The 22036-nt window shown below is 59.7% G+C and carries 18 protein-coding genes and 1 pseudogene; 9 read left to right on the plus strand and 10 right to left on the minus strand.

Annotation, left to right across the window (positions count from 1 at the left end; genetic code table 11):
• Positions 1 to 123: 123 nt before the first annotated feature.
• From SD425_RS29280 to SD425_RS29290, 3 genes are all read right to left on the minus strand, one after another.
• On the minus strand, positions 124 to 351 hold the full coding sequence (locus SD425_RS29280; protein ID WP_324680608.1) for a hypothetical protein: 228 nt from the start codon (positions 349 to 351) through the stop codon (positions 124 to 126).
• Complete coding sequence (locus tag SD425_RS29285; protein ID WP_324680610.1) at positions 317 to 1456, minus strand: serine hydrolase domain-containing protein; 1140 nt, start codon at positions 1454 to 1456, stop codon at positions 317 to 319. Before SD425_RS29285 ends, SD425_RS29280 begins: the two co-directional genes overlap by 35 nt.
• Positions 1457 to 1836: 380 nt before the next feature.
• Entirely contained in the window at positions 1837 to 5289 is a 3453-nt protein-coding gene (locus SD425_RS29290; protein WP_324680612.1) for an FG-GAP-like repeat-containing protein, read from the minus strand.
• A gap of 454 nt (positions 5290 to 5743) precedes the next feature.
• On the opposite strand from SD425_RS29290, the gene SD425_RS29295 reads away from it, so the two are divergent.
• Positions 5744 to 6166 carry a hypothetical protein gene (locus SD425_RS29295; protein WP_324680614.1) on the plus strand — a complete coding sequence of 141 codons (423 nt, stop codon included), beginning with the start codon at positions 5744 to 5746 and terminating at the stop codon, positions 6164 to 6166.
• A gap of 192 nt (positions 6167 to 6358) precedes the next feature.
• Here SD425_RS29295 and SD425_RS29300 read toward each other — a convergent pair whose 3' ends face one another.
• The 6 genes and pseudogenes from SD425_RS29300 to SD425_RS29325 all read right to left on the minus strand — a co-directional run bounded on the left by SD425_RS29300 (position 6359) and on the right by SD425_RS29325 (position 13092).
• Entirely contained in the window at positions 6359 to 7042 is a 684-nt protein-coding gene (locus SD425_RS29300; RefSeq protein WP_324680616.1) for a carboxypeptidase-like regulatory domain-containing protein, read from the minus strand.
• A 1339-nt stretch (positions 7043 to 8381) separates the two neighbouring features.
• The gene (locus tag SD425_RS29305) at positions 8382 to 9824 is read right to left on the minus strand and encodes an amidohydrolase family protein (protein WP_324680618.1); all 1443 of its coding nucleotides are present in this window, start codon (positions 9822 to 9824) and stop codon (positions 8382 to 8384) included.
• 556 nt (positions 9825 to 10380) lie between these two features.
• Positions 10381 to 10845, minus strand: coding sequence for an integrase core domain-containing protein (locus SD425_RS29310; RefSeq protein WP_324680620.1), 465 nt, complete (start codon positions 10843 to 10845; stop codon positions 10381 to 10383).
• Entirely contained in the window at positions 10846 to 11187 is a 342-nt protein-coding gene (locus tag SD425_RS29315; protein ID WP_324680622.1) for a transposase, read from the minus strand.
• A 70-nt stretch (positions 11188 to 11257) separates the two neighbouring features.
• Positions 11258 to 12175 (minus strand): helix-turn-helix transcriptional regulator, encoded by a 918-nt coding sequence (locus SD425_RS29320; protein WP_324680624.1) that lies wholly within the window; start codon positions 12173 to 12175, stop codon positions 11258 to 11260.
• Between the two features lie 129 nt (positions 12176 to 12304).
• A pseudogene (locus SD425_RS29325) lies at positions 12305 to 13092 on the minus strand (SDR family NAD(P)-dependent oxidoreductase).
• A gap of 312 nt (positions 13093 to 13404) precedes the next feature.
• On the opposite strand from SD425_RS29325, the gene SD425_RS29330 reads away from it, so the two are divergent.
• From SD425_RS29330 to SD425_RS29340, 3 genes are all read left to right on the plus strand, one after another.
• Entirely contained in the window at positions 13405 to 13623 is a 219-nt protein-coding gene (locus SD425_RS29330; protein ID WP_324680626.1) for a DUF4287 domain-containing protein, read from the plus strand.
• Positions 13624 to 13829: 206 nt separating this feature from the next.
• A complete protein-coding gene (locus tag SD425_RS29335) occupies positions 13830 to 14948 on the plus strand; it encodes a M23 family metallopeptidase (RefSeq protein ID WP_324680628.1) in 1119 nt (372 codons plus the stop codon).
• Between the two features lie 169 nt (positions 14949 to 15117).
• The gene (locus tag SD425_RS29340) at positions 15118 to 15324 is read left to right on the plus strand and encodes a hypothetical protein (RefSeq protein ID WP_324680629.1); all 207 of its coding nucleotides are present in this window, start codon (positions 15118 to 15120) and stop codon (positions 15322 to 15324) included.
• A gap of 29 nt (positions 15325 to 15353) precedes the next feature.
• Here the strand turns inward: SD425_RS29340 and SD425_RS29345 are convergent, their stop codons facing one another.
• The gene (locus tag SD425_RS29345; RefSeq protein ID WP_324680631.1) at positions 15354 to 15761 is read right to left on the minus strand and encodes a nuclear transport factor 2 family protein; all 408 of its coding nucleotides are present in this window, start codon (positions 15759 to 15761) and stop codon (positions 15354 to 15356) included.
• A gap of 201 nt (positions 15762 to 15962) precedes the next feature.
• Here SD425_RS29345 and SD425_RS29350 point away from each other — a divergent pair, with 201 nt between their 5' ends.
• The 5 genes from SD425_RS29350 to SD425_RS29370 all read left to right on the plus strand — a co-directional run bounded on the left by SD425_RS29350 (position 15963) and on the right by SD425_RS29370 (position 21913).
• Positions 15963 to 16997: an AraC family transcriptional regulator gene (locus SD425_RS29350; RefSeq protein WP_324680633.1), complete on the plus strand. Its 1035-nt coding sequence runs from the start codon at positions 15963 to 15965 to the stop codon at positions 16995 to 16997.
• 170 nt (positions 16998 to 17167) lie between these two features.
• On the plus strand, positions 17168 to 17566 hold the full coding sequence (locus SD425_RS29355; RefSeq protein WP_324680635.1) for a nuclear transport factor 2 family protein: 399 nt from the start codon (positions 17168 to 17170) through the stop codon (positions 17564 to 17566).
• A gap of 297 nt (positions 17567 to 17863) precedes the next feature.
• Complete coding sequence (locus SD425_RS29360; protein WP_324680637.1) at positions 17864 to 18079, plus strand: hypothetical protein; 216 nt, start codon at positions 17864 to 17866, stop codon at positions 18077 to 18079.
• 147 nt (positions 18080 to 18226) lie between these two features.
• On the plus strand, positions 18227 to 19795 hold the full coding sequence (locus SD425_RS29365) for a serine hydrolase domain-containing protein (RefSeq protein WP_324680639.1): 1569 nt from the start codon (positions 18227 to 18229) through the stop codon (positions 19793 to 19795).
• Positions 19796 to 20161: 366 nt separating this feature from the next.
• Entirely contained in the window at positions 20162 to 21913 is a 1752-nt protein-coding gene (locus SD425_RS29370; protein WP_324680641.1) for a S41 family peptidase, read from the plus strand.
• Positions 21914 to 22036 lie beyond the last annotated feature (123 nt).

The raw sequence follows: 22036 nt of genomic DNA on the forward strand, positions 1-22036 counted from the left end.
TCCCGCACGATAAAGCCAAACAGGACGGCAGAAGCGCCGCTTTGCTCGTCTCGAAAGGGGGGCTTTGTCCAAACAGCCCGATAAGCTGTGAGCCTGATAAGCTGGACTTATCGGGCTCACAGCTTATCGGGCTATCTTATTAGTGAGTCCTTGGACGATCTTCAACTGCGCAATTTTATTGTCTTTGGCCATAAACTCTACCACCAGGTCCTCATCGGGGGCAAAAAACACCCCCTCTTTTTCTGCCAACAGGGCCGTTTTGGTGCCGTCCGTGGTTTTCAGAACCAGTTTTCCCGCTTCTATCGAGATTTCTATCTTAGACTGGGCCTGATACTTCAAAGGTGCCGACATATTGCGCCAGAATAGCCTCAGGCAAGTAAATAGCCTTTTTAGGTTGGGGAACACGGTAGGGCTTGTTGCGCAAAGCGGCATACAGGGAGGTGCCTAGTTTCTCCAGGGAGGTGGACGTGATGTTATTCAACAGGATAATCCCAATGCGGTGCTCCGGCATGAGCAAAAAATAGCTGGTCGCCCCTTCTATGTTTCCCCCGTGGTCAATGACGCGCTCGCCCTGTACCTGATCGATATACCAGCCATACCCATAGCCGCCTAAGAACGGCGTAGTGGCTTGGGCAAAGGTTTCTGGCGAGATAATCTGGAAGCTACTCAGCCCGTAATAAAATTTAAGCAGGTCTTCCGCGGAGCTATAGAGGCCGCCAGAGGAGTAGGTTAAGCTGGCATTCCAGGGCTGCACTTCCACCGTTTTGGTCGCCGATAAATAGGCGTACAGCTTGGTTTTATGCGCGTCCTGTAGCTCCGCAAAACCCAGCCCCGTATGGGTCATGTGCAGGGGGCTCAGAATATAGGTCCGCACGGCCTCGGCATAGGAGCGCCCCGTTACTTGTTCAATGATGAGGCCCAGCAAGTCGAAGCCCGAGTTGGAGTAGCTAAACTTGGTGCCGGGTTCAAAATCCAAAGGCTCCTGTTGAAAGAAAGCCAGTCTTTCGGCGGTGCTGAAGGCGCGCGTGGACGTGAGCTGCTCATAGAACTGTCGATTTCTAAACTTCTCATAGATGCCGCTCGTGTTGGTCAGCAGGTGGCGGATTTGGATGTCCTTTCCTCTGGGATAGTCGGGAATATACTGGCTAACCGAATTGTCGAGGGATAACTTATGCTCCTCCGCTAGTTTCAAGACGACCAAGGCCGTAAACGACTTGGTCAAGGAGCCAATGGGAAAAATGCTCGTGGGAGCGTTCAAGCGCTTAGCGGTCGCATTCTGATAGCCATAGCTTTTTTGATAGCGTATTTTCCCCTCGCGGACAACGACCGCCGTGCCATTAAACTTGTTAATGGCCACATAGGCTTTGACTAAGCTATCGACCGCGGGCGTAGTGACCTGGGCAGTTGCGCCAAGACTGGCAAAGGCCAGGATACTGGCGAGCAGGGGTTTGTTCATGAACGGCTACAGGGAAGACGGCTCGTTGACCCGTTGTTAGCAGCCACCTTGCGGCCCGGATGAACAAGATGAAAGCAAATATAACCGCCGACGCACTAGGTGGGCAAGTGAGGGCAAAGAAGGAACGGGGTACATCTACCACCGCGTGGCGCTGGCTTGCAAGCCGACCAGTCCGAAAGGTGTCCCATCTTGAGCCCCCTCTAAAAGAACTGATTTAGGCGCTCTTTGTAGATCAAAAAGAGGGAAACCGTGCCAGATAGCACAGCCACGTCTGCTCAGGTGCGCCTAGTACGCACCGGCCTGACGCACCACGGCCCGGCAAAGGACGCGCAGTCCTTTACCGGGCCGGGTAGGGGGCCTTCGGGCGGGTGGGGTGGGGGTTAGTGCTTCACGACGCGCACTTGTTGCGTACCCGAGGGCGTGGTCAGGCGCACCAGATATACCCCGATTGGATAGCGGCCTAGGGTCAGGGTGAGCTGCTGGCGCTCACCCGCCGCCACGGCCATGCCCGTTTGCTGCTGCAGCTGCCGCCCGGCCAGATCATACACGGTGAGCGTATAGGCTTCAGCTTGCGGGAGCTGGAAGCTCAGACTGACCCGTTCGGAGAAGGGGTTGGGCAGGGCTTCGAGGCGCGCGGCGAGCTTACCCGGGCTCGTGGTGGCCAGTAGCGCTTGGCTGGCCAGCGTCGAGCGATTCTGCGCCGCGCCGGGGGCCAGCACCTCCAGGGCCGAGAGCTTGGCCGCGTCGCGGCCGCCGTCGCTCTCGAGGGCCGACAAGTCTAGGTTGAGTACGCCATCCGTCACCACCACCGAGAAGGTCTCGGTGGTGGCCGTAAACGGGGCCACTTTCTTCAGGATGTCGTAGTTGTCCAAGACGAGTTGGTTTTCCGCCCGCACATCAAAAACACGTTGTCCCGGCTGGGTCCAGTAGAGTTCGGCAAAGTGCAGCACGACTTGGTAGGTGCCATTAGGCACGCGCAAACTGTAGCCAAAGGCGCCTTCGAAGCGTTCCGTCTGGTACAAGGCATCATCGGTGGTGCCGGCAATGGGCCCGGAGTTGGCCCCGGTGCGGCTAGGAGAGAAGAACTGGTCGGCGGCAAAGGCACCAAAGCTCGTGTTCAAGGCCGGGCCGCCCGCGTGGAGGCGGTAGAGCACCTGGGTAACGGGCGTCACGGTGACGGTGATGGTGGCGGTGCTCGCCAGACTCGGGCTGCCGTTGTCCTGTACGCTGACCGTCAGCGCATAGGTGCCCGTGCTGGTGAGTACCGCGGCGTTGGCCACTTGCAGTTGATTGCCCACGAAAGAGAAGGCCCCCGCCGGATTACCGGCCGTAATCGAATAGGTCAGCGTCTGGCCCGCATCGGGGTCGGTGGCTACCACCGTGCCGACCACGGTACCCGCTGGGGAACTAGCCGGCACTGAGAAGGCCTGATTGGCCACTACTGGGACCTCGTTGATGTTGGTGACTTGAATCGTGAAGCTGGCGGAACTGGTAAGCGTGCCATCCGAGGCTTGTACGGTGATGGCGTGAGATGTAGCCGTTTCGTAGTCCAGCAAGCGGTCATTGGCCACCGTGACCACGCCCGTGGTGGGGTTGATAGCAAAGCGCCCGCCGGCGTTGTTGGTCAGCGAATAGGCTAGGGTCGGGCTATCGGCATCGGTCGCCGTCACAGTTAGGCCCACCAGCGTGCCAGTGGGCGCATTTTCGGCGACCGTGTTGAGGGTCGGATCACTGTCGGTGGGTACCGAGGGGGCACCATTCACGGCCTGCACTTGCACTTGCTTGGTGGCTGGGGTACTGCTCAGCTCCCCGTCGCTCACCACGAAGCTCACCGTGCGCGCGCTAGTCGTAGGCGTCTGAGAACTGTTGCGGTAGCTCACCGTGCGCAGTACAGCTCGGTACTGGGCCACGGATGCCGTGCCGGTGAGCGTGAGCACGCCGGTGCTGGCTGTGTAGCCGCCGCTGATCGGGGCCGTAGGCGTAAACGCCAGCACGTCCTCGCTGCTGACCAGCCCGCTGCTGAGGGTCACGGTAGCAGAGGCTAGATTTGGACTGTCGGCGTCGGTGACGGTCAGGCCTGCATCGACCACGGTGGCAGTCTGCTCCAACGCCGTGGTCGGGTTGGCCGTGGTCGTCACCACCGGCGCGAACAGTACGGTGAAATTGGTCGTACTGGTAGCCGTTCCGCTGGGCGTAGTTACACTCACTGGGCCCGTCGTGCTGCCCGCCGCTACCACCGCCGTCAGGCTGGTGGCCGAGTTGACGATGAACGAGCTGGCCGCCGTGCCGTTGAAGCGCACCGCCGTGGCGCCGTTCAGGCCAGTACCCATGATCGTGACGCGGGTGCCCACCGGTCCGTTCAGGGGCGAGAAGCTGGTGAGGGTGGGCGCTAGTGGGACCTGGCCTAGCAGTACTGAGACGGAGTTAGCGTCCCGGTTAGCCGTGACAATATCTAAACGGCCATCCTCATTGACGTCGCCTAGCGCTAAGCCGTAAGGACGAGTGCCAGCGGGATAGTCGGCCTTCGCCGCGAAGGTGCCCTGCGCTTGCCCCAGCAGCACCGAGACCGTGCCCGAAATGCTCCCATTTGCTGTGACGATATCCAAACGACCGTCGCCATCCACGTCGCCCAGCGCCACACCTCGCCCTCCCCCACTTGTGGGATAATCGGTCTTTGCTGCGAAGGTGCCCGCTGCCTGGCTCAGCAGCACCGAGACGGAGTTAGCGTCCCGGTTAGCCGTGACAATATCTAAACGGCCATCCTCATTGACGTCGCCTAACGCCACACTGTTGGTGCTTGCTCCAGTAGGATAGTCGGTCCTGGCTCCAAAGAGGCCCTGCGCCTGACTTAGCAGCACCGAGACGGAGCTACTCTCATTGGCCGTGACGATGTCCAAACGACCGTCGTCATTGACGTCGCCTAGCGCGGCGCTTTGCACCTCCCCACCAACAGGATAGTCGGTCTTGGCCGCGAAGGTGCCCTGCGCTTGCCCCAACAACACCGAGACCGAGTTGTCGCTGATGTTAGCGGTGACCAGGTCCAAGCGGCCGTCTCCGTTCACGTCGCCTAGCGCGACGCTGTTGGTCCCGGCCCCAGTGGGATAGTCCATGCGCGCTGCAAAAAGGCCCTCTGCTTGGCCCAATAGCACCGAGACCGTGCCGGGGCCAAAATTAGCCGTGACAATATCCAGGCGGCCGTCGCCGTTCACATCACCCAGTGCTGCGCTCCGGATGCTGTTCCCCGTGCTATAATGGGTCTTGGCGGCAAAGGAGCTGTTCGCCTGGCCAAGTAGCACCGAAACCGAATTATCGCCTCTACTAGCCGTAACGATATCCAAGCGGCCGTCTGCATTGACGTCGCCCAACGCCACGCTATAAGGACTTTCTCCGGTGTTAAAGTCGGCCTTGGAAGCAAAGGTGCCGGAGGCCGGCGTAGTAGCAGTGGTAAATTGGTAGACGTAGGGCTGCGAGGCCACCCCTGCGGAACTGGTTACCGTGGCGGGCGAGGTGACGAATACCCGCTCGCCGGGCAGAAAGTTCATGGCCGGGTTCACCGTCACGGTGCTGCTGCTAGCCGTGACGTTCCCGTCACGCACGAGTTGGCCGCCACGTTGAGCAGAGTATACGCGCACGTTGCTAGCGGAGCCTGCGTTGAGGGGCTGGCTGTAGATCAGCTTCACGGCAGTCGCGCGCGGCGCCAGGTTGCGGTTACGCACTGGGGTGGTGCTCGTGACGGTGAGCTGAGCCTGAGCACTCAAGCCCAGGGCCAGCAGAGGAAGAGGCTTGCCCCAGTGCTGGCGGGGGAAGGTAGCTGAAGGTAGACGTGTGGGCATGGTAAAGCGTGAGAAAAAGTATACGAACCGCAAAGGGCATGGGAATCGCCTGCCGGGAAACCAGGGGTGCCTTAGCAGGACTAGCCAAAGGTATTCGGGCCGGTTCATTACGTCCTAAGCAACCACTACCCCTAAACAGGGGGGACTACCTTTTTTTTAGTTCCCGTTGCTTAATCCTCTACGTCCCGTCGGTTCATCCCCACCTCTACTGCTACGGGACCAACTTTCCTCAAGCGAATGGGCTGGCACGGCCGCGCAGAACGCCTTCCCTGCTTAGGCTTGTGTGTCGCGACCAGGGCATACGGCTTGTGGGAACTTCCTTGGCAGACCGCCGCTACTTACCCCCAGGTTACGGGGCCTTCGTAGCCCATGAACAAAGCCCAGCAACCCTAGGAGCAGAAGGCAAGTAATCAGTACGTAAAGCCTGCTCTAGTATGCTGTTCCTTCGTTGCGAATGATTTTTCCTATGGCCCCGCCCCCTTGCTGTTTCGCCAATGAGGCGGCGCAGATCTACCGGCATCCGCTGGGCTTCGTGCAGCATGTGTGGTTGCCGGGCGCGCACGCTAGCGCAGTGCTGCGGGCAGCCTTTGAAGCGCTGCTGGGCCAGTTGCACCCCGTAGGGGCCGGCAAGGTCTTGATTGACCAACGTCGCTTCGTGACGCCTTCCGCCCCGGACACGAGCTGGTTTCTGCTCGACTGGTTGCCGCGGGCCGTGCAGCAAGGCTACCGTTACGGGGCGGTGCTCAGTGCCGGCCCGGCCCTAGACCGGGTGAGCCGGCACACCACCCGGCAAGAGGCCATGCGGCAGTACCCGATCATCTACCACCGGTTTGACCAGGAGTCCCTGGCCATTGCCTGGCTCCTAGCCCAGCCGTAACAACCACCAGGCAAGCTCCTGTCGCTCCGCAGTGAGGCGCTGTCGCGGGCAGCCCTCGTACAAGCGTGGGCAAAGGCGTACAGGGTACTACGGATTACATCGGCTGGTAAAAACCCGCTAGAGGAACGCAAAAAAGGCCCAGCGGCTCGCCGGGCCTTTTCAGGCAGGTAGTAGGAGTAGGATAGGGTCTGGTTAGAAGATGAACCAGCGGTGCTTTTTCACTTTCGCCGCTTTCGTGCGCGGTACTAGGGTCATGTTTTCGGTGGTGCCCCCCTTCACCTGTACTTCTTCATCGGTGTAGCCACCGTAGCCGTATTGCAGCGTCACGGGCTGATTCGCCGGTACACGTAGCAGGTATTCGCCCTTGGCATCGGTGCTCACGCCGTAGAAGCTGCCTTTCTGCAGCACGGTAGCGCCCACCAGCGGCTTACCTTCTTCGTCCAGGATACGGCCGCGTACCGTGGCCACACGCAGCAGGCTCGCAGAACCTTCGGTCTCGGCTGCGGCCATCGTCGTTGAAGCGAGGGGAGACGTAGCCTCCGTGGTGATGGGGCGGCTCGAGCCGGCAAACACGGCGCTGCCCACCAGGGCGGTACCCACGACCATCGCTGCGGCCCGCTGGCGGAAACGCTGGGGCTCGGTGCGGATCAGATCAAATTGGCGTTGTACCCAGCCGACAGCTTGTACCTCATGTCCTTTGCCCTTCAGCTCATAGAAGCGGCGCAGTGTGGCATCGGCTTGCTGGCTGTTGGCTTTGATGTAGGCATCGACGGCGTCGGTATTTTTGCTGGAGAGGTCCCCGCGCAAGTACGCGTCGCGGTAGGCGGGGAGCAGATCACCGGTAATGGGGTGGAAAGGGGAGGCGTGGAGTTTCATACGAGAGTTGCAAATAGAAGGTAGAAAGGAACAAGGGTGCTCTTGAAAGCAAGGGCAAGTTCAACATAACGTTTAAACATATAAATATATAAATGTTGTGTATTAGAAAAGTCAAACTCCCTGCTACAAGCCCTTGTTCCGCGTTTCGGCCATTCCCGCCAGATTTTCAGCTTTTATAGCGCAGAAGTGCGTTGCGCGAGCGTAAGCATTAGCAAAAGTTCCTAAAAATATACAAATAACCCATTTTGGGAATTCTGCTGCTAAACGCTTTTTGGTGAGTTATTTATAAACTAAACAAGAATAAATTTAACTAGCTCAGCCATTGATTACGTGCTACTCCGCGTTAAATCTAGTCTCGCGTAAACGATCCAAGTAGCCTAGGTAGAGCGATCCTTTCCTCCCCGCTTTTCTCGCCCTCACTTTTCTCATAATGGGAAATCTCCTCGTGGTATCCCTTCGGCGACCTGCTGGCAGAAGCGCGGCCCGGTCGCGGTAGAGACGAGAGACTTCGGGTAAGTAGGAGCCAGTTTCACCGCTGCACCAGCTGCCTAAGGGTATATATTAAATTATTTTAATGTTAACTCTTGGTCCGGGCTCCGCCAGTGTGTAGGTTTGCACCCGTTATCCATTATTCTTACTTGCTCTTGAAAGCAAAAAGCCCAGTCAATGCTGGGCTTTTTTCATGCGATCGGCTGTAATCAAGATCATTGCGTGTTCGCTGGTGCTGCGGCCATTGGTAAAGGCAGGATCTACTAGCCAATCATTTAACACGCTATTAGTCTGCCATTCTGGTTGGCGCGCTATGCACCAGCAGCACTCGGTAGAACGAGCGGCACGTCGCTATAGCAAGCAAGCGCACCTGAACAGCTAGTACCTGCCACCGGTGCCAGTGAGTGGCGGCCGTGGCCCAAGGTCAGGGGTAAGAGGCTGGCATCACACGCCTAGCCGGCCTCCTCTTCTTGGGTATTCAACGAGCAGGTGGCCCGGCGACGGACGACCAAGTACAGACCCTGGCATAAGGGATACAGGCGCTGGAAAAACGCTGGCACGCATAACCGACTACCTAGCCCCTCTACTTACACAACAAAGCTTAGGCTGGAAAGTAGAATAGAGCGTCTACTACCCCGCCACCGCTTGACGGGCCGTCGCCTACCCTGCTGCCCACGAGGTGAGCAGCTACGCTTCCCAGCCGGTTTACCGGCGCGTGATGACCTACATGGCCTGGAAGAAGGTCGTCACCCAATACAGATCCGCATGCTGCGGTAAATACGCTAAAAAGGCCCGGTGCGCTAGGCCGACAAAGCGACTAGCAGTGCTAGGAACCGTTTGAACCACCTGGTTAGCGACCACTGGTTTGCTGCCAGTCATAGTGTCCTTTCATCGCTGTATAGCGTTTGGAGAGCTTCGCCAGCATTGCGTCGAGGGTGGGGCGCTTAAGCCAACGACCGTTGACGAAAACGCCCGCAATCGCACGCGTATTTCGCACGTCATCTAGCGGATTAGCAGTTAGTAATACCAGGTCCGCCCGTTTGCCCACCTCGATGGTGCCGATTTCCTGGCCCAGCCCGAGCCACGCCGCGGGCAGTCGCGTCGCGGCAGCTAAGACTTCTTCGGCCGTCAGGCCCGCGGCCGCTAAGAACTCCAGTTCGTCGTGCACGGCAAAGCCCGCGATGACCCCCGACGTGCCGGTGTCGGTTCCCACGACCAGGGGCACCCCCGCGGCCCGAAACGCCTGCACCAACCGGACGTGAAACGAAACGAGTTTCTCCCAATAGGCGATCCGTTCGGGTGAGGTGTTGCGGTTGTAGTTATTCGCCGTTAACCACTTACTTTGGAAAAGTGGGTGGACGTATTGCAATTCTGAAGACGCGCGCAGTTCGTCCAAGGAGCGGGTTTGGCGCAGAATCTGGTGGCTAGTCGTCAAGGTTGGGGATAGCCATGTCCCATTGGCGCGCGCGAGTTGCGCGAACTGCTGCGCCTCTTGGTCGCTGAAGGCCGTGGCTTGTTTGGAAAACTCCTCCGCGTGCGCCACCATGCCGAAGTGCGGGACAAAAGCGTGGGCTAACTTTCCCCGAAAAGCGTTGGGAATGTGCCCTATCGTGCGAAGCCCTTGCTTGTCTGCTTCGTCCACAATGGCTTGGAACGTCTCGCTGTTGAGTTGCGAATACACCTTGATGAGCTCATACCCCTCGGCTTTGGCGCTGCGAACGGCTTGTCGTCCATCCGCCGCCGTAGTGGCAATGCGACCGGGGCCCTCCCCGCCATTGATCAAGGCGGCGAGCGCCAGGCGCGGCCCGATGACGTCCCCGCGGGCGATTTCGTTTCGTTGCCCAAAATGCTCTGCCCGCGAATTAAGATCCACGATGGTCGTCACGCCATTGGCGACATAAGGCGTCATGATATCCTGGGTATGCAAGAACAGGGTAGCGGCGTGGGTGGGACTGGGAGGACCAAAATGCGTATCCGTTGGCACGTGCACATGCATGTCGATCAGCCCGGGCATCAGCCATTTGCCCCGCCCGTCAATGCGCTTCGTGCCGGCCGGAAGCGGCCCATTGAGCGCGGCAATCCGATCATTCCTGATCAAGACTGTCACATTCGGCAACACGTGTCCTCCAGCAGTGAGGGGGATGACGTTCACGTGGGTGATCGCCACCACGGGATGGGTAGTGGCGCCGCCGCGCGACGAGACGGTGCCGGGGGCTGGTAGGCGCCCGCACCCGGTCGTCAACGCGAGAAAAGCCAGGCGAAGCAAAAGACGAGAAAACGAGGCGGTGCACATGCGGCTATCTTTCGTGCGTGAGGCAACGGGCAGATACGTACTCGCCCCTCCCCAACTAGACGGGACTTAGCCCAAGCGGGCTGCATGGACCAGGTTACCCGTGGGTGCGCACGCCAGCAGTTGCGCTTACCTAATGGCGACGAACGAGTAGGCGCTAAACGACCTATTTTCGGATGGTTCATCTCGTAGTGCAGCTTATAACAGTCATCACACCTGGTTTTGCTGACTAGGGGTGAGCTGACCAAGACGTCAAGCGGAGTTTTGTCGCTTGGTCTGTTGGCCTCGCCCTTGATTTCGTCCCCAACTGGGGCACCGGAAACTAGATTCGAGTTTGGACACCTTCTAATAGTTCGTTCTTCCTATGTTTGCCTACCTGCCGTATTGGCGGCACTAAGCAGGAAAAGAGGCTAATAGTAGGATAAAGAGAACCGGTAAAGTGTCCTTCTTTCGTTAAGAAGCCTTCTACCCAACTGTCCCATTTAAGAAGAGTATGTCATCCTAAGCACCTCTTTTCCTATAACGACACAGATGGAATGAGGTAGTCTAGCTGGTCTAGCTAAGCCGGACAGAGTTGAGACGTGGTTTGCAATTGGGTTTCGAAGTGGTTGGGAGCGACATAACCAAGCGCCGAATGCCGGTGTTCGGCATTGTAATAGGCGATGTGGTGGCTGATTTCGAGCTTGGCTTCGGCTAGGCCAGGGAAGCGGCCGCCGTCGAGCGGTTCAGCCTTGAAGCGGCTCCAAAAGGATTCGGCATGGGCGTTGTCGTAGCAGTTGCCTGGCCGGCTCATGCTTTGCCGGGCCCCGTGGTGGGCCAGTAGGGCCTTGAAGCGGGTGGCCGTGTACTGGCTGCCCAAGTCAGAATGCACAATGAGCCCGGCCGGGGGCCACCGCACAGCTAGTGCCCACCGCAAGGCTTCACTGACTAGGTCCTCGGGCATCGTGTCACGCACGTCCCAACCGTCGATTTTACGCGAGCAGCGGTGCAACTCTTGCTCGGCCCGCTTCAGTTGGGCACGCAATTAACGTACTTCCGGGTCGCGCGCCACTTCTGCGCTGCCCACTTCAGCTACTAATTGCTCCTGTTGCCAGCGATAAAGCAGCTTCGGACTAATGCCTAACTGCTGAGCCGCCGCTTGCGTACTGCGGTTCTCCGAAGCGAGACGTAAGGCTTCCACTTTGAAGGTTGCGTCGTACTTGCGCCATTTATCAGGCCACGTTCCACTCTTTTTTTCGTAGTCATGACTGAAGAAAGATGCGTCCTTCTTCTGTCCATCATCTCTAGACCATCGCAATAAGGGCGTGGTCGATGTACTTGACCGGGGCCAGGCCGTCGGCCGTTGGGTCGGGCACGTCCATTCCATCGTTTGCTACTGCCTTGCGTGCGGGGGGGGCATCGTAGGCTGGTGCCCGAAGGGGCCTAGCGCGGCCGGCTTACCGAAAGGAGCGCCGAAATTCCAAAGGGGAAAGAGCGGTTTTTAGTTTAAATAATTTGCTGAAAGATTGCGGGTGTTCGAAGCCTAGCTCATAGGCTACTTCACTGACGGTCAACTGGGTAGTTGCTAATTTTTCCTTTGCTTTTTCGATGAGCTTCTGGTGGATGTACTGCTGCGCATTTTGCCCGGTCAGCGCGCGCAGCGTATCACTCAAATAACTGGGCGAGAAATGAACGCAACTTGCTAAGTACTGCACCGTCGGCAGGCCGTGATGCGCGAGGTTATCGCTGCTCAGATAGGTAGTTAACACGTCTTCTATTCGCTGCAACAAGTCGGTGCTCACGGCTTTGCGGGTAATAAACTGCCGTTTGTAAAACCGGTTGGCGTACCGTAGAAGCAACTCGATTTGGGCAATCAGCACATCCTGGCTAAACTCATCTATCCGGCTGTTCAACTCCCCGTTGATAAGGTCGAAAACGGCTATAATAGTGGTTTTCTCCGCATCTGAAAGATGCAGGGCTTCATTGGCTGCATAGGAGAAAAAACCATAGTGCGTAATATGCTTAGCTAGGGGATAGGGCAAGAGAAAATCCGGGTGAATGAGCAGGGTATAGCCTGCATGGTCGCCATTGGTCACGTGACCCGCTCCTACTTGGTTCGGCGAAACGAATAGGAGGCCGCCTTCCTCAAAATCGTAAAAATGTTGTCCATACCTGAATTTTCCTTGCAGATGGGGCTTGTAGGCAATCTTATAAAAATTCATGCTGAACGGCGTCGCGAAGGACTGGGGCGCCACCTGATTGTCCCGATTATCGACTAAGCTGATCAGCGGGTGCAGCGGCTTAGGCAAGCCTAATGCCCGATGCAAGTCGGAGAGTGATTCAAACCGGCGAGGAGCTTCTGCGGGCTTTTTCATAGGCGGGAATAGTTGGCGGGTTAGGCAACAGGCAATCGGAACAGAGCTGCTACACCGATTAAATCGATTCAAGGAGCCGATTAGGTGTCTTGGCTGTTCCCCGGCGACGTGCCAAGTGACAACAGCTATTTACCAGGGAATGATGCCGCGGGTGGCGTGCGTAAAGCCACCGGTTGGGCCATCTGGACCAATCAGGGCCATGCGTACGGCCTCGCGGGCACCTTCCTCCACCGTTTCCGTGCCGGCATAGCCATTGAGTGCTGTCTTGGTGAAGCCCGGCGAGACCGCATTGACCTTGATGTCGGTCGCTTCCAATTCAATGGCCATGGCCAATGTTAGGGCGTTGAGGGCCGTTTTGGAGGCCGGGTAAACGGGACTGAAGAAAGGACGGAAGGGATTCGTTAGGTCCGAGTTGCTGGTCAGCGAGCCCACGCCGCTGGAGACGTTGACGATGCGGCCGGGGCTTCGCGTAGCAGCGGCAGCAGGGCCTGATAGACGGCCAGCACGCCAAAGACATTGGTCTCCCAAACCATCCGCACATCGTTAATGTCGACGTTGCTGGCCTTTGATATCTGGGCGTATTCCTGCATAGACATGCTCCCGTTCCGTGCATTCGAGATAGCCGCGTTTTGGATGAGTACGTCGAGGCGGCCCACTTCCAGGCGGATGCGCTCAGTGGCGGCGGTGATGGATTCCGAGTCCGTCACGTCCAATTGAAGCGCAATGGCGGCGGGGCCAATCTCCTGAGCGGCCGCTTCGCCGCGCTGGAAGTTGCGCGAGCCGACCAGCACCGTGAAGCCGTGCGTGACGAGGTCCTTGGCTATCTGTAGCCCGATACCTTGGTTGGCCCCGGTGACCAAAGCAACGGGTTTGGTCGACTTGGTTGATGCAGTTGAGCTATTTAAGGAGCCAGGCATTGCATCAGCGGAAGAAGTTTCTGTCTGAGAGGTCATGAGAGTAGGTGAAGTTAAAAGAATGACCTCGCAAAGGTCTAGGGCAGTTTAGTGGAGCTTGTAGGCTGATTGCGGATTTTTGTAGCCAAACCCAGGCGACTGACCCAACCAGTTTAAGGAGTTCTTCTCTTCCCGCTTAGAAGACGCCGAACACTACTCGGCAGAGTTGTTCATTTAAAGGAGGGTGATTAACTCAACAAAGCAGGCGAAATTGTCAACTTATTCGAGGACAAGACACCAACCCTTTTCCGCTTACCCAGTTACAAATCCAACGCCATGTCTTTTCAAGCCTACATCGACAACATTAAAGCTAAAACGGGCAAAAGCCTTGATGACTTCAGGCAACTCGCGGAAGCAAAAGGATTCTTACAGGATGGGCAGCTAGTTGCTTCCATTAAGGCAACGGTCATCACGAATTGGCTCAAGGAAGAGTTTGAACTGGGGCATGGGCATGCCATGGCCATTTACGCCAGCTTTAAGGGCAAGACGGAATAAGATGAATAACAGCTGGCCCAGGCATCGCCTCAGCAGCCCGCTTTCACATCCTTTCTAGTTCCTTCGCCAAGGCCTGCACACCGCGCACCACGAACGTAGTCAGCACCCGTGTGGCGGGGTAAGTTCCTCGCCTTGTGCTTGTTCAATTTGCCCACGGGGCTAATTTCTTTCATCCCGAGTCTTCTACCCCCATTTTTAGACTTTCTGTGAAGTTCTATCTGCAAGCGATTAGCTGTCTGTTACTCATCGAGTTGAAGGGCGCCGATTCTGTCCCGCGCGCGCTAGAGTTGCACGTGCCATTTGCGCCCGCCGTGGTGCGTATTGCCGGTCAGCCTACCCTGTACTACGAATTGCTGCTGACGAACCCAACCGCGGATACCCTAAACGTCCAGAAACTACGCGTCGTGAGTGAAGCCCACGCGGCGGTGGCCGTGTTGGAAGGAGCCGCTTTGGCTGCCCGCTTTGGCCGCACTGGCCAGCCTTCTACCAGCGTGCTCCCTGGCGCAGCCCAGGTCCTTTATCTCGAAGTGGAACTGCCTGCCGAGGCTTCGGTTAAGCAACTGGGTCATCACCTGACGTACACCTACCGCCAGGGAGTTCAAAAACGGGTGGTGCACAGCCGGGACGCGTGGCTACCCCTCAAGCAGCACCGCGCCCCCGTGCTCGGTCCGCCCCTGCGTGGGGGCCCTTGGGCGGCCGTATACGAGCCGTCGTGGGAGCGGGGACATCGCCGGGTACGCTATACCATTGATGGCCAAACGCGCATCCCCGGGCGCTACGCCATCGACTTTATCAGACTCGACCGGCAAGGCCGCTACGCCCGCGCCGACGAGAACGTGGTGGGCAACTGGTACGGCTACGGGGCTGACGTGCTGGCCGTGCGCGACGGCGTGGTGGTAGCGACGCAGAATGATTTTTCCGAAAGCCCAACGCTGGCCGCCCATCCCGCTTATTCGGCGGCGCAGGCAACTGGCAACTACATCGCCTTGGATCTGGGCCGGCAGCAGACGGCTTTTTACGAGCATCTGCGCCCCGGTAGCCTGCGCGTACGACCCGGCCAGCATGTCAAACAGGGTCAGGTGCTGGCGCAAGTCGGTTTCACGGGCCAGACGACCGGCCCGCACCTGCACTTTCACCTCGCCGATGCTCCTTCGGCGCTCGGCGCTGAAGGAGCAGCCTATTCCTTCGCCCGTTTCACTCACCTGGGGACTTATCTGGATTTTAATCAGTTTGGCAAGCGGCCCTGGACGGCTGGTGGCGGCTCTCAGCCCGTCTTGTTCGTCGAGGAACGACCAGCGGCCAATTCGGTAATCCAATTTGAATAGCCCGGAGTGGAAACAACCCAGCCGCTGGCTGTACCCACCAATTGTATTTAAGTCTGACCTACTCGTCGGTACGAGCTTAAAGAGCAGGGAATGTGACCCCCTGGTCAACATCGACAGCCAAAAAAATCCCGCTGGAGTTGCGTCCGCTAGCCCAAACACGTGCAGCTTCGTGGTCAAGCCGTCACGGCTGCGAACCAAGGCGCGCGGTCCTTTTTTGCTGGCCCTGGTTACGTTGCGCCCGTACCTCGTATTGGGCACTGCAGTGGACAAGGCCACCGTCACTCACCGCCACCACGAAGCCCATAAGCAGTGCGACCTAGTCAACCCGGTGAAGGCAACCCGTGATGTGCAAGGATTCTGGGAGTGTGCTTCGTGAGGTAGTAGGAGTACGGTACACGAAGCTGACTACGTTAGCGCTACCACCAGCGCATGGGTGTCTTCCAGCAGCCTGTAGCGCACTATTTTCCCCTGCGCCACGGTCAATAAGAGGAAGAAAGGGGAGGTAAACAACCGGCCCGTTTGCCTCAGGGTGCTGGCAAAGGTTCCGGTAACGATGGCCACTGGACCCGCCACGAGCAAGTGCTCCAGTTGCGCATCCACTGGCGCGGTATGCGCAAACAGCAACTCAAAAAACTGCTGAATTTCCGCGCGCTGCTGGCGGGGGCCCAGCCACGACGCTAAGTCACGGGCACCTGGCACGCCCCAGTCCACCCGGTCGGCAAAGCACGTCATCAGAGCGGGTATGTCGCGGGTAGTGAGGGCCTGCAAGTAGGTGCTGACTAACCGGTGGGTATCGGAAGAAGGGGGAGCCATAGGAGGCAGGCAATGAAGTAAGAAATCGGCGAGAGCTACACTAGGGTTCAGGCACCAGTCTAGTAGTTGGTTTGGCAAAGGTGCTCGCCGCTTGCCCCGCGCTCGTTACCCTCAGACGCCATTCAATTGCCTTAGCACGCCACGGGTGCATTCGTAGGCGAACGGGCTGCTACCTTCGCCCCGCTCACTTCCGGTTGTTCTATGCACCCTCAACAACAACTCGCCCTGGCCTTGTTGGCCTATGTCGCCCAGCGGGGCTTGGCCGTGGACCGCCTGGCCCGGCAGTCGGGGCTGGACACGGCCGCCCTGCTCAGCCCCCTCCACGGCCCCCCGTCGGCGAAGCAGTGGCACGACCTCTGGCTCAATGCGGCCCAGCTAGCCCGTGACCCCACGTTTGGGTTGCACTTCGGCGAAGCTGCGACCCCGGCGGCACTGGGTGTTGTCGGCCAACTCGTGCAGAGCAGCCGCACGGTGGGCGAGGCCTTAACCCACGGAGCCGCCGCGCTACCCTTGCTCACCGACCAGGTGTGGCTCGACTTGGCCCACTCCCCCCAGTCCGTGCGGCTGCGGTTTCGGCCGCTACCCGCCGAGCCGGCGGGTAGCGCCACCGTCGTCGAGCACCTCGTAGATTTTGTGCTGGCATTTGTCCTGCACGAGCTGGATGGCTTGCTGCTCGAACGTCTTCAGCCGCGGGCCGTGCGGTTTCCGCCCGGCGCCCGGCAGTTGCCCGAGCATCTGCGGGTGCTACGCGTGGCCACGCTGGCGGATGGTCCGCCCGGCGAGTACAGCGTCGAGTTGGCCGGCGCGTGCTGGGGGATGCCCCTGTTCACCGCTGACTACGAACTGCAAGCTGCGTTGCTGCAGAAAGTAGCCCAATGGCAAGCGGCCCGGCCGGCTGGGGAACCATTGCGCGACAAGATTGCGGGTTACTTGCTGGCCAACGCGTACTTGGGCATCCCATCGTTGGAAGAGCTAGCGGCAAATTTTTCCACCAGTGCTCGCAGCCTGCAACGCAAGCTGCAGGCTGAAGGTGTTAACTATCAAGAGGTAGCCGATGCCGTGCGCAAGTCGCTGGCTTTGCATTACCTGCAAGCGGGCGCCTATCCGCTTAAAGAAATATCCTACTTATTGGGCTACAACGAGTTGAGCGCTTTCAGTCGTGCCTTTAAGCGCTGGACGGGGCACAGCCCGGCCCACTACCCGCCTGCGTTGCCCAGCCGCTCGCTTTCGGGGTAGCCAGCCTTGGCGGAAAAGGGCAAGAGGGTGGCGTTCGGTGGTAAGCGGTTCGGACGCTAACGGGAGAAACTTTGCGGTAGGAAAACGCGGCCTTTTCTGCCGTGAAGTGCCCGGCTGTCTGATTGCCGGCTGGGTCTCACCATTTTTTCACCCTCACTCCTATTTCACTTATGCAAACGCAACCCCAAGACGTGGTGCGCCGCTTTCTAACGGCCGTGCAGCAAAGCAAATTTGACCAAGTGGCCGCCGCCTTGCACCCGCAGGTGCAATGGAGTCAGCCCGGCCACCATCGCCTTTCGGGCCTCAAGCATTCGCGCGACGAAGTATTCGGCATGGTAGGCGCCATGCAGGAGTTGGCTGCCGGCACGCTTACCTTAACTAAAGTGGACCTGCTCAGTATGAATGGCCGCCGGGTTGCCTGCCGCGTGCACTGGCGCGCCGCCCAGCCAAGCGGCGCCGTGCTCGACGTGGATAACCTTGATGTGTACACGATCGAAGGGGGACTAATTACTCACGTGCAGGTCTTCACCGCCGATACGGCCCAGGAAGATGCCTTTTGGGGCCAATAAATCTGTCCGTCGTGTGTCCGTAGCACAGCCATGCTCCCTGCACGGCGTATTGGTCGAACTAGGGCTGAAAACTACGCTGCGTTGTCCGCGCGTGCGAAGCGGAAGGCCCAGGCTGGCAGCGCGTAAACCGCCACAGGCCAGCGGTCAGATAGCCCTAAAGGGTTGGGTTGCGCGCATACCTGTTTTTCATCATCGGAGCCGTTTCGTTGCGCCGCTTAGGGAGTGGGTGCACAGGGCCCCAAACTGCCCGCATGACAACAGGCACAGAAATGGTCATTTTGACCATCACAGCCTCTCGTGTCCGCTCCTGCTCGCTCCGCCTTTATAGGTCCGGCTTGCCCACCAGGTGCAAATACAGGTGGAAAAGCGCGTCTGGTGGGCCGCGGGCCTGTCCGCCGTGCGGGGGCAGGCCCGCGGCAGGGGGGGAGCCTCCACACGGCCCTGCAAACCGATGACCTGCTGGAGCGCCAAGGCTTCATCGAATCACGACCGCGCTTAGAGTCGTTTCCTTGAACAACCCCGCTGCAAAACGGCTCCCGTTTCACTAAAAAGCAGATTTGCCATGGTACTTGCAAGAGGCCATTTGTTCAGTAAAACGAGGGGTTCAGCAGAAGGGGCAGGACGTAGCACGACTGAGCCGCCGTCGCACTATCTTGCCGCATGCAAAAACTTCTATTTTTTATAAGAAGTATCCTGACACTTGGTACCAGCTGGCTGCTGGTTCAGACGCCGGCCGCCCGCGCTCAATCCCCCACCACCGCGCCGGCAGATGGCGGCCGCATGGCCAACATAGCGGCGGCCTTCCCGGTGCTGGACAAGATTTACGCTGACTTTGCGGCCCAGCGCCACGTACCGGGCTTGGCCTACGGCCTCGTCGTAGACGGGCAGCTGGTGCACGCCGGGGCCGTGGGCTACACCGACGTGACCGCCCGCACCGCCGCGACGCCCCAGTCGGTCTTTCGCATCGCCAGCATGACCAAGAGCTTCGTAGCCCTGGCCGTGCTGCGCCTGCGCGACGAAGGCCGCCTGCGCCTCGACGACCCGGCCGAAAACTACCTGCCCGAGCTGAAAAAAGGGCCCCACACCTCTTCCGACACGCCGCCCTTCACCATTCGCCAGCTGCTGAGCCACAGCGCCGGCCTGCCCGAAGACAACCCCTGGGGCGACCGCCAGATGGGCCGCTCCGACGCCGAGTTGAGCGCGCTGGTCGGCCGGGGCCTGAGCGTCTCCAATGCGCCCGGCGTGGGCTTCGAGTACAGCAACCTGGGCTACGCGCTGCTGGGGCGCCTCGTCACGCGGGTGTCAGGCCAGCCGGTGCAGGCCTACATCAGCGAAAAAATTCTGCACCCGCTGGGCATGAGCCACACCACCTGGGATTACCAGCAGGTGCCCGCCGCCCGCCTGGCCCACGGCTACGGGGCGTCCACCGGCCCGGGCCCGGGCCCGGGCCCGGAAGAGCCGCTGCTGCCCCGAGGCGAGTCGTTTGCGGCCCTGGGCGGGCTGCTCACCTCAGTCGACGATTTTGCCAAGTACCTGGCGTTTCAGGCCGATGCCGCCCCACGCCTCGGCCCCGACGCCGGGCCGGTGCGCCGCAGCTCGCGGCGCGAGATGCAGCAGTCGTGGACATTCGATGCCCTCATCAGCAACCGCCGCCGGCCCAACGGCCAAGCTTGCCCCATTAGCATTTCGTACGGCTATGGCCTGAGTGTCTCGCACGATTGCGACGGGCACCGCTTCATCAGCCACAGCGGCGGGCTGCCCGGCTTCGGCTCGCATTGGCTTCTGCTGCCCGAATACGGCATCGGCGTGGTAGCCTTTGTCAACCAAACCTACACCGCGCCCAATTACGCGAACTACAGCGCCCTCGATACGCTGCTCACGCTGGCCGGGCTGCGGCCGCGCGTGGTGACCATCTCGGCCATTTTGGCGCAGCGCAAAGCCGAGCTGGCAGCCCTGCTGCCCGATTTCAACACGCTAGCCACCAACCCGCTGTTCGCCGACAACTTCTTCCTTGATGAAGCCTTGGCCACTCGGCGCAAGGCCGCCCAAGCCCTGCTGGCGCAGGCCGGTCCCATCCGTAGCGTCGGCGAATTGGAGCCGGAGAACCAGTTGCGCGGCCGCTTCCGGCTGCTGGGCGAGCGAGCCGCAGTAGAGGTTTTCTTCACCCTAAGCCCCGAAACCCCGGCACGAGTGCAGCAGCTCGAGTTGACGCTCGTGCCTACGCCCTGAATCCTTCCCCTGAGGAGGGCTGAAGAAGCATCAGCTGTGAAAACGAGAAGGAATACTTTTTGGGAGCCGAAGTAGTTTACGAAAACGGTGGTTTGAATTAGGATAAAAGCTCTTTTACATACTGCTAACCATTCTTTGAGACACGTGAACTGGCTGTAACGTTTTCTGAACGTTCTATTGGAACAGGTTATGCCCTTGCTCATGGCCATCTATACCTCCCGTTAACGCCTGGTGATAGGATAGAATAGGCATGTTGGCGTAGGGGGAAAGTACGTCGGGGAATGAAACACCGCTTAGCAGGACTAGCTACGGGTCGGTCCTGCGCGGCCGCTTTCATGCTAACACGTGGCGTCGTATTTTGCTGCTATGCTTACTCGGTCTCGCCTCTGGACGCTGCTCCCACTCACGGGCCTCCTTCTGCTGCTGGGTAGCCGCGTCGGCCAGGCCACCCCCTCAGCGTCCCCTCCCGCCGCGCTGACCCAGCGCCTGGCCACCTTTGCCCAGGTCTGGGGCTTTCTCAAGTACCATCACCCCGGCATGGCCCGCCCCCACCTGGACTGGGACAGCGTGCTGGTTCGCCAGCTCCCGCAGGTGCAGGCGGCGCGCACCCCGGCTGCCTTCCACGTGCAGGTTGCCCGGCTGCTGAGTGTGCTGGGACCGCCGCCCACCACCGCCCGGGCCGTGCCCCCGGAGCTGCTCCCCCGCAACGTGGACGTCGGCTGGCTCACGCACGATCCCCTGCTTTCTCCCGCCCTGCGCCAGCAACTCATGCAGCTCTGGCAGCAGCACGCCTTCCCCGCCGTGCATCCTACTGTGACGGAAACTGCCGCCGGCTTGCTGGAACACCACGAGCGAGCTTACCCGGACATGGTCCTGCCTGCGGAAGCCTACCGGCTGCTAACCTTGTTCCGCTACTGGAACATTATTCAGTACTACTATCCCTACAAGTACGCCATCGGCACGCCCTGGCCCTCCGTGCTGCGCACCTTTATCCCACGCTTCCAACAGGCCACTACCGCGCCGGCTTATCACCTACTGGTGCTGGAGTTGGTGGCCCAGTTGCACGACACGCATGCTTTCCTCTATGGTAGTACTGTGCTCTCGGCCCAGTTGGGCGACTACTATCCGCCTCTGGAGCTCACGCAGCTCGAGGGCCAGGTCGTGGTGGCACAGGTCTACCGTGACGCCACGCCAGCGGTGCTGCCGGTGCAAGTAGGGGACGTAGTCCTGCAAGCCAACGGCGTCGCGGTGCAGCAGATCCTGACCCGCTATCAGCCTTACGTGGCGGCCTCCACACCAGCAGCCCTCCAGCGCGATCTGCTGCGCTTTGTCTTGCGCGGGCAAGCGCAGGACTCGCTCGCCCTAACGGTGCGTACCCGCACGGGCGTGCGTACCGTGCGGCTGGCGCGCTCCTTGTCGATTCTCTCCTTGCGCTCGGCTTCGTACAAGACCTACTTCTTTGGGATGAACCCACGGGACACCACGCACCTGTGGCGGCGCTTCGGCTATCTGCACCTAGGCGGGCTGCAAGAGACTCAGCTGCCCTCCGTGCTGCCCCAGCTAGCACGCACACGCGGCCTGATCCTGGACCTGCGGGCCTACCCCAGTGCAAGTGTCGGGTCGTTGCTGGCGGCCTTGCCACCGGCTGCTGCCCCCGTGCGGCGCCTGGGCTTGCGCGCCGACTCGGTTGCCGCTATTGGGTGGGCGCGGTCGACGGTGCCCACCCTGACCTATCCGGGCTACACCCGCTGGACGCCGCTGGCAACCCTGGCACCCAGTACCCGCCGCCCAGCGTCCTATCCGGGCCAGGTGGTAGTGCTGGTGAACGAAAAGACGCAGAGTTACGGCGAGACCCTGGCCATGCTCCTGCAAGCGCGGCCGGGGGTGGTGATCGTCGGGAGCCAAACGGCCGGCGCGAACGGCAACATCGTGCCAGTGCCCTTACCCGGGGGCCTGGAGACCTACTATAGTGGCGTGGGCATGTACTACCCGGATGGCGGGGAAACGCAACGCCGGGGCATCGTGCCGAACCTGGTCGTCACGCCCACCGTAGCCGGCTTGCAAGCCGGCCGCGATGAGGTGCTCGACCGGGCCGTCGCCTATCTGCAACAGCCGTAGCGTACCCGCGCCAGGCGAGGGCTGGCTGATTGCCTAGGCGCCGAGCAGACCGTAGAGACAACCTCGAAGGGGCAGGAGAGATCTACTAAAGAAAACGTACTCATGGCTTCTATCAGGCTGCTT

It is taken from the genome of Hymenobacter sp. GOD-10R (assembly GCF_035609205.1).
GTDB lineage: Bacteria > Bacteroidota > Bacteroidia > Cytophagales > Hymenobacteraceae > Hymenobacter.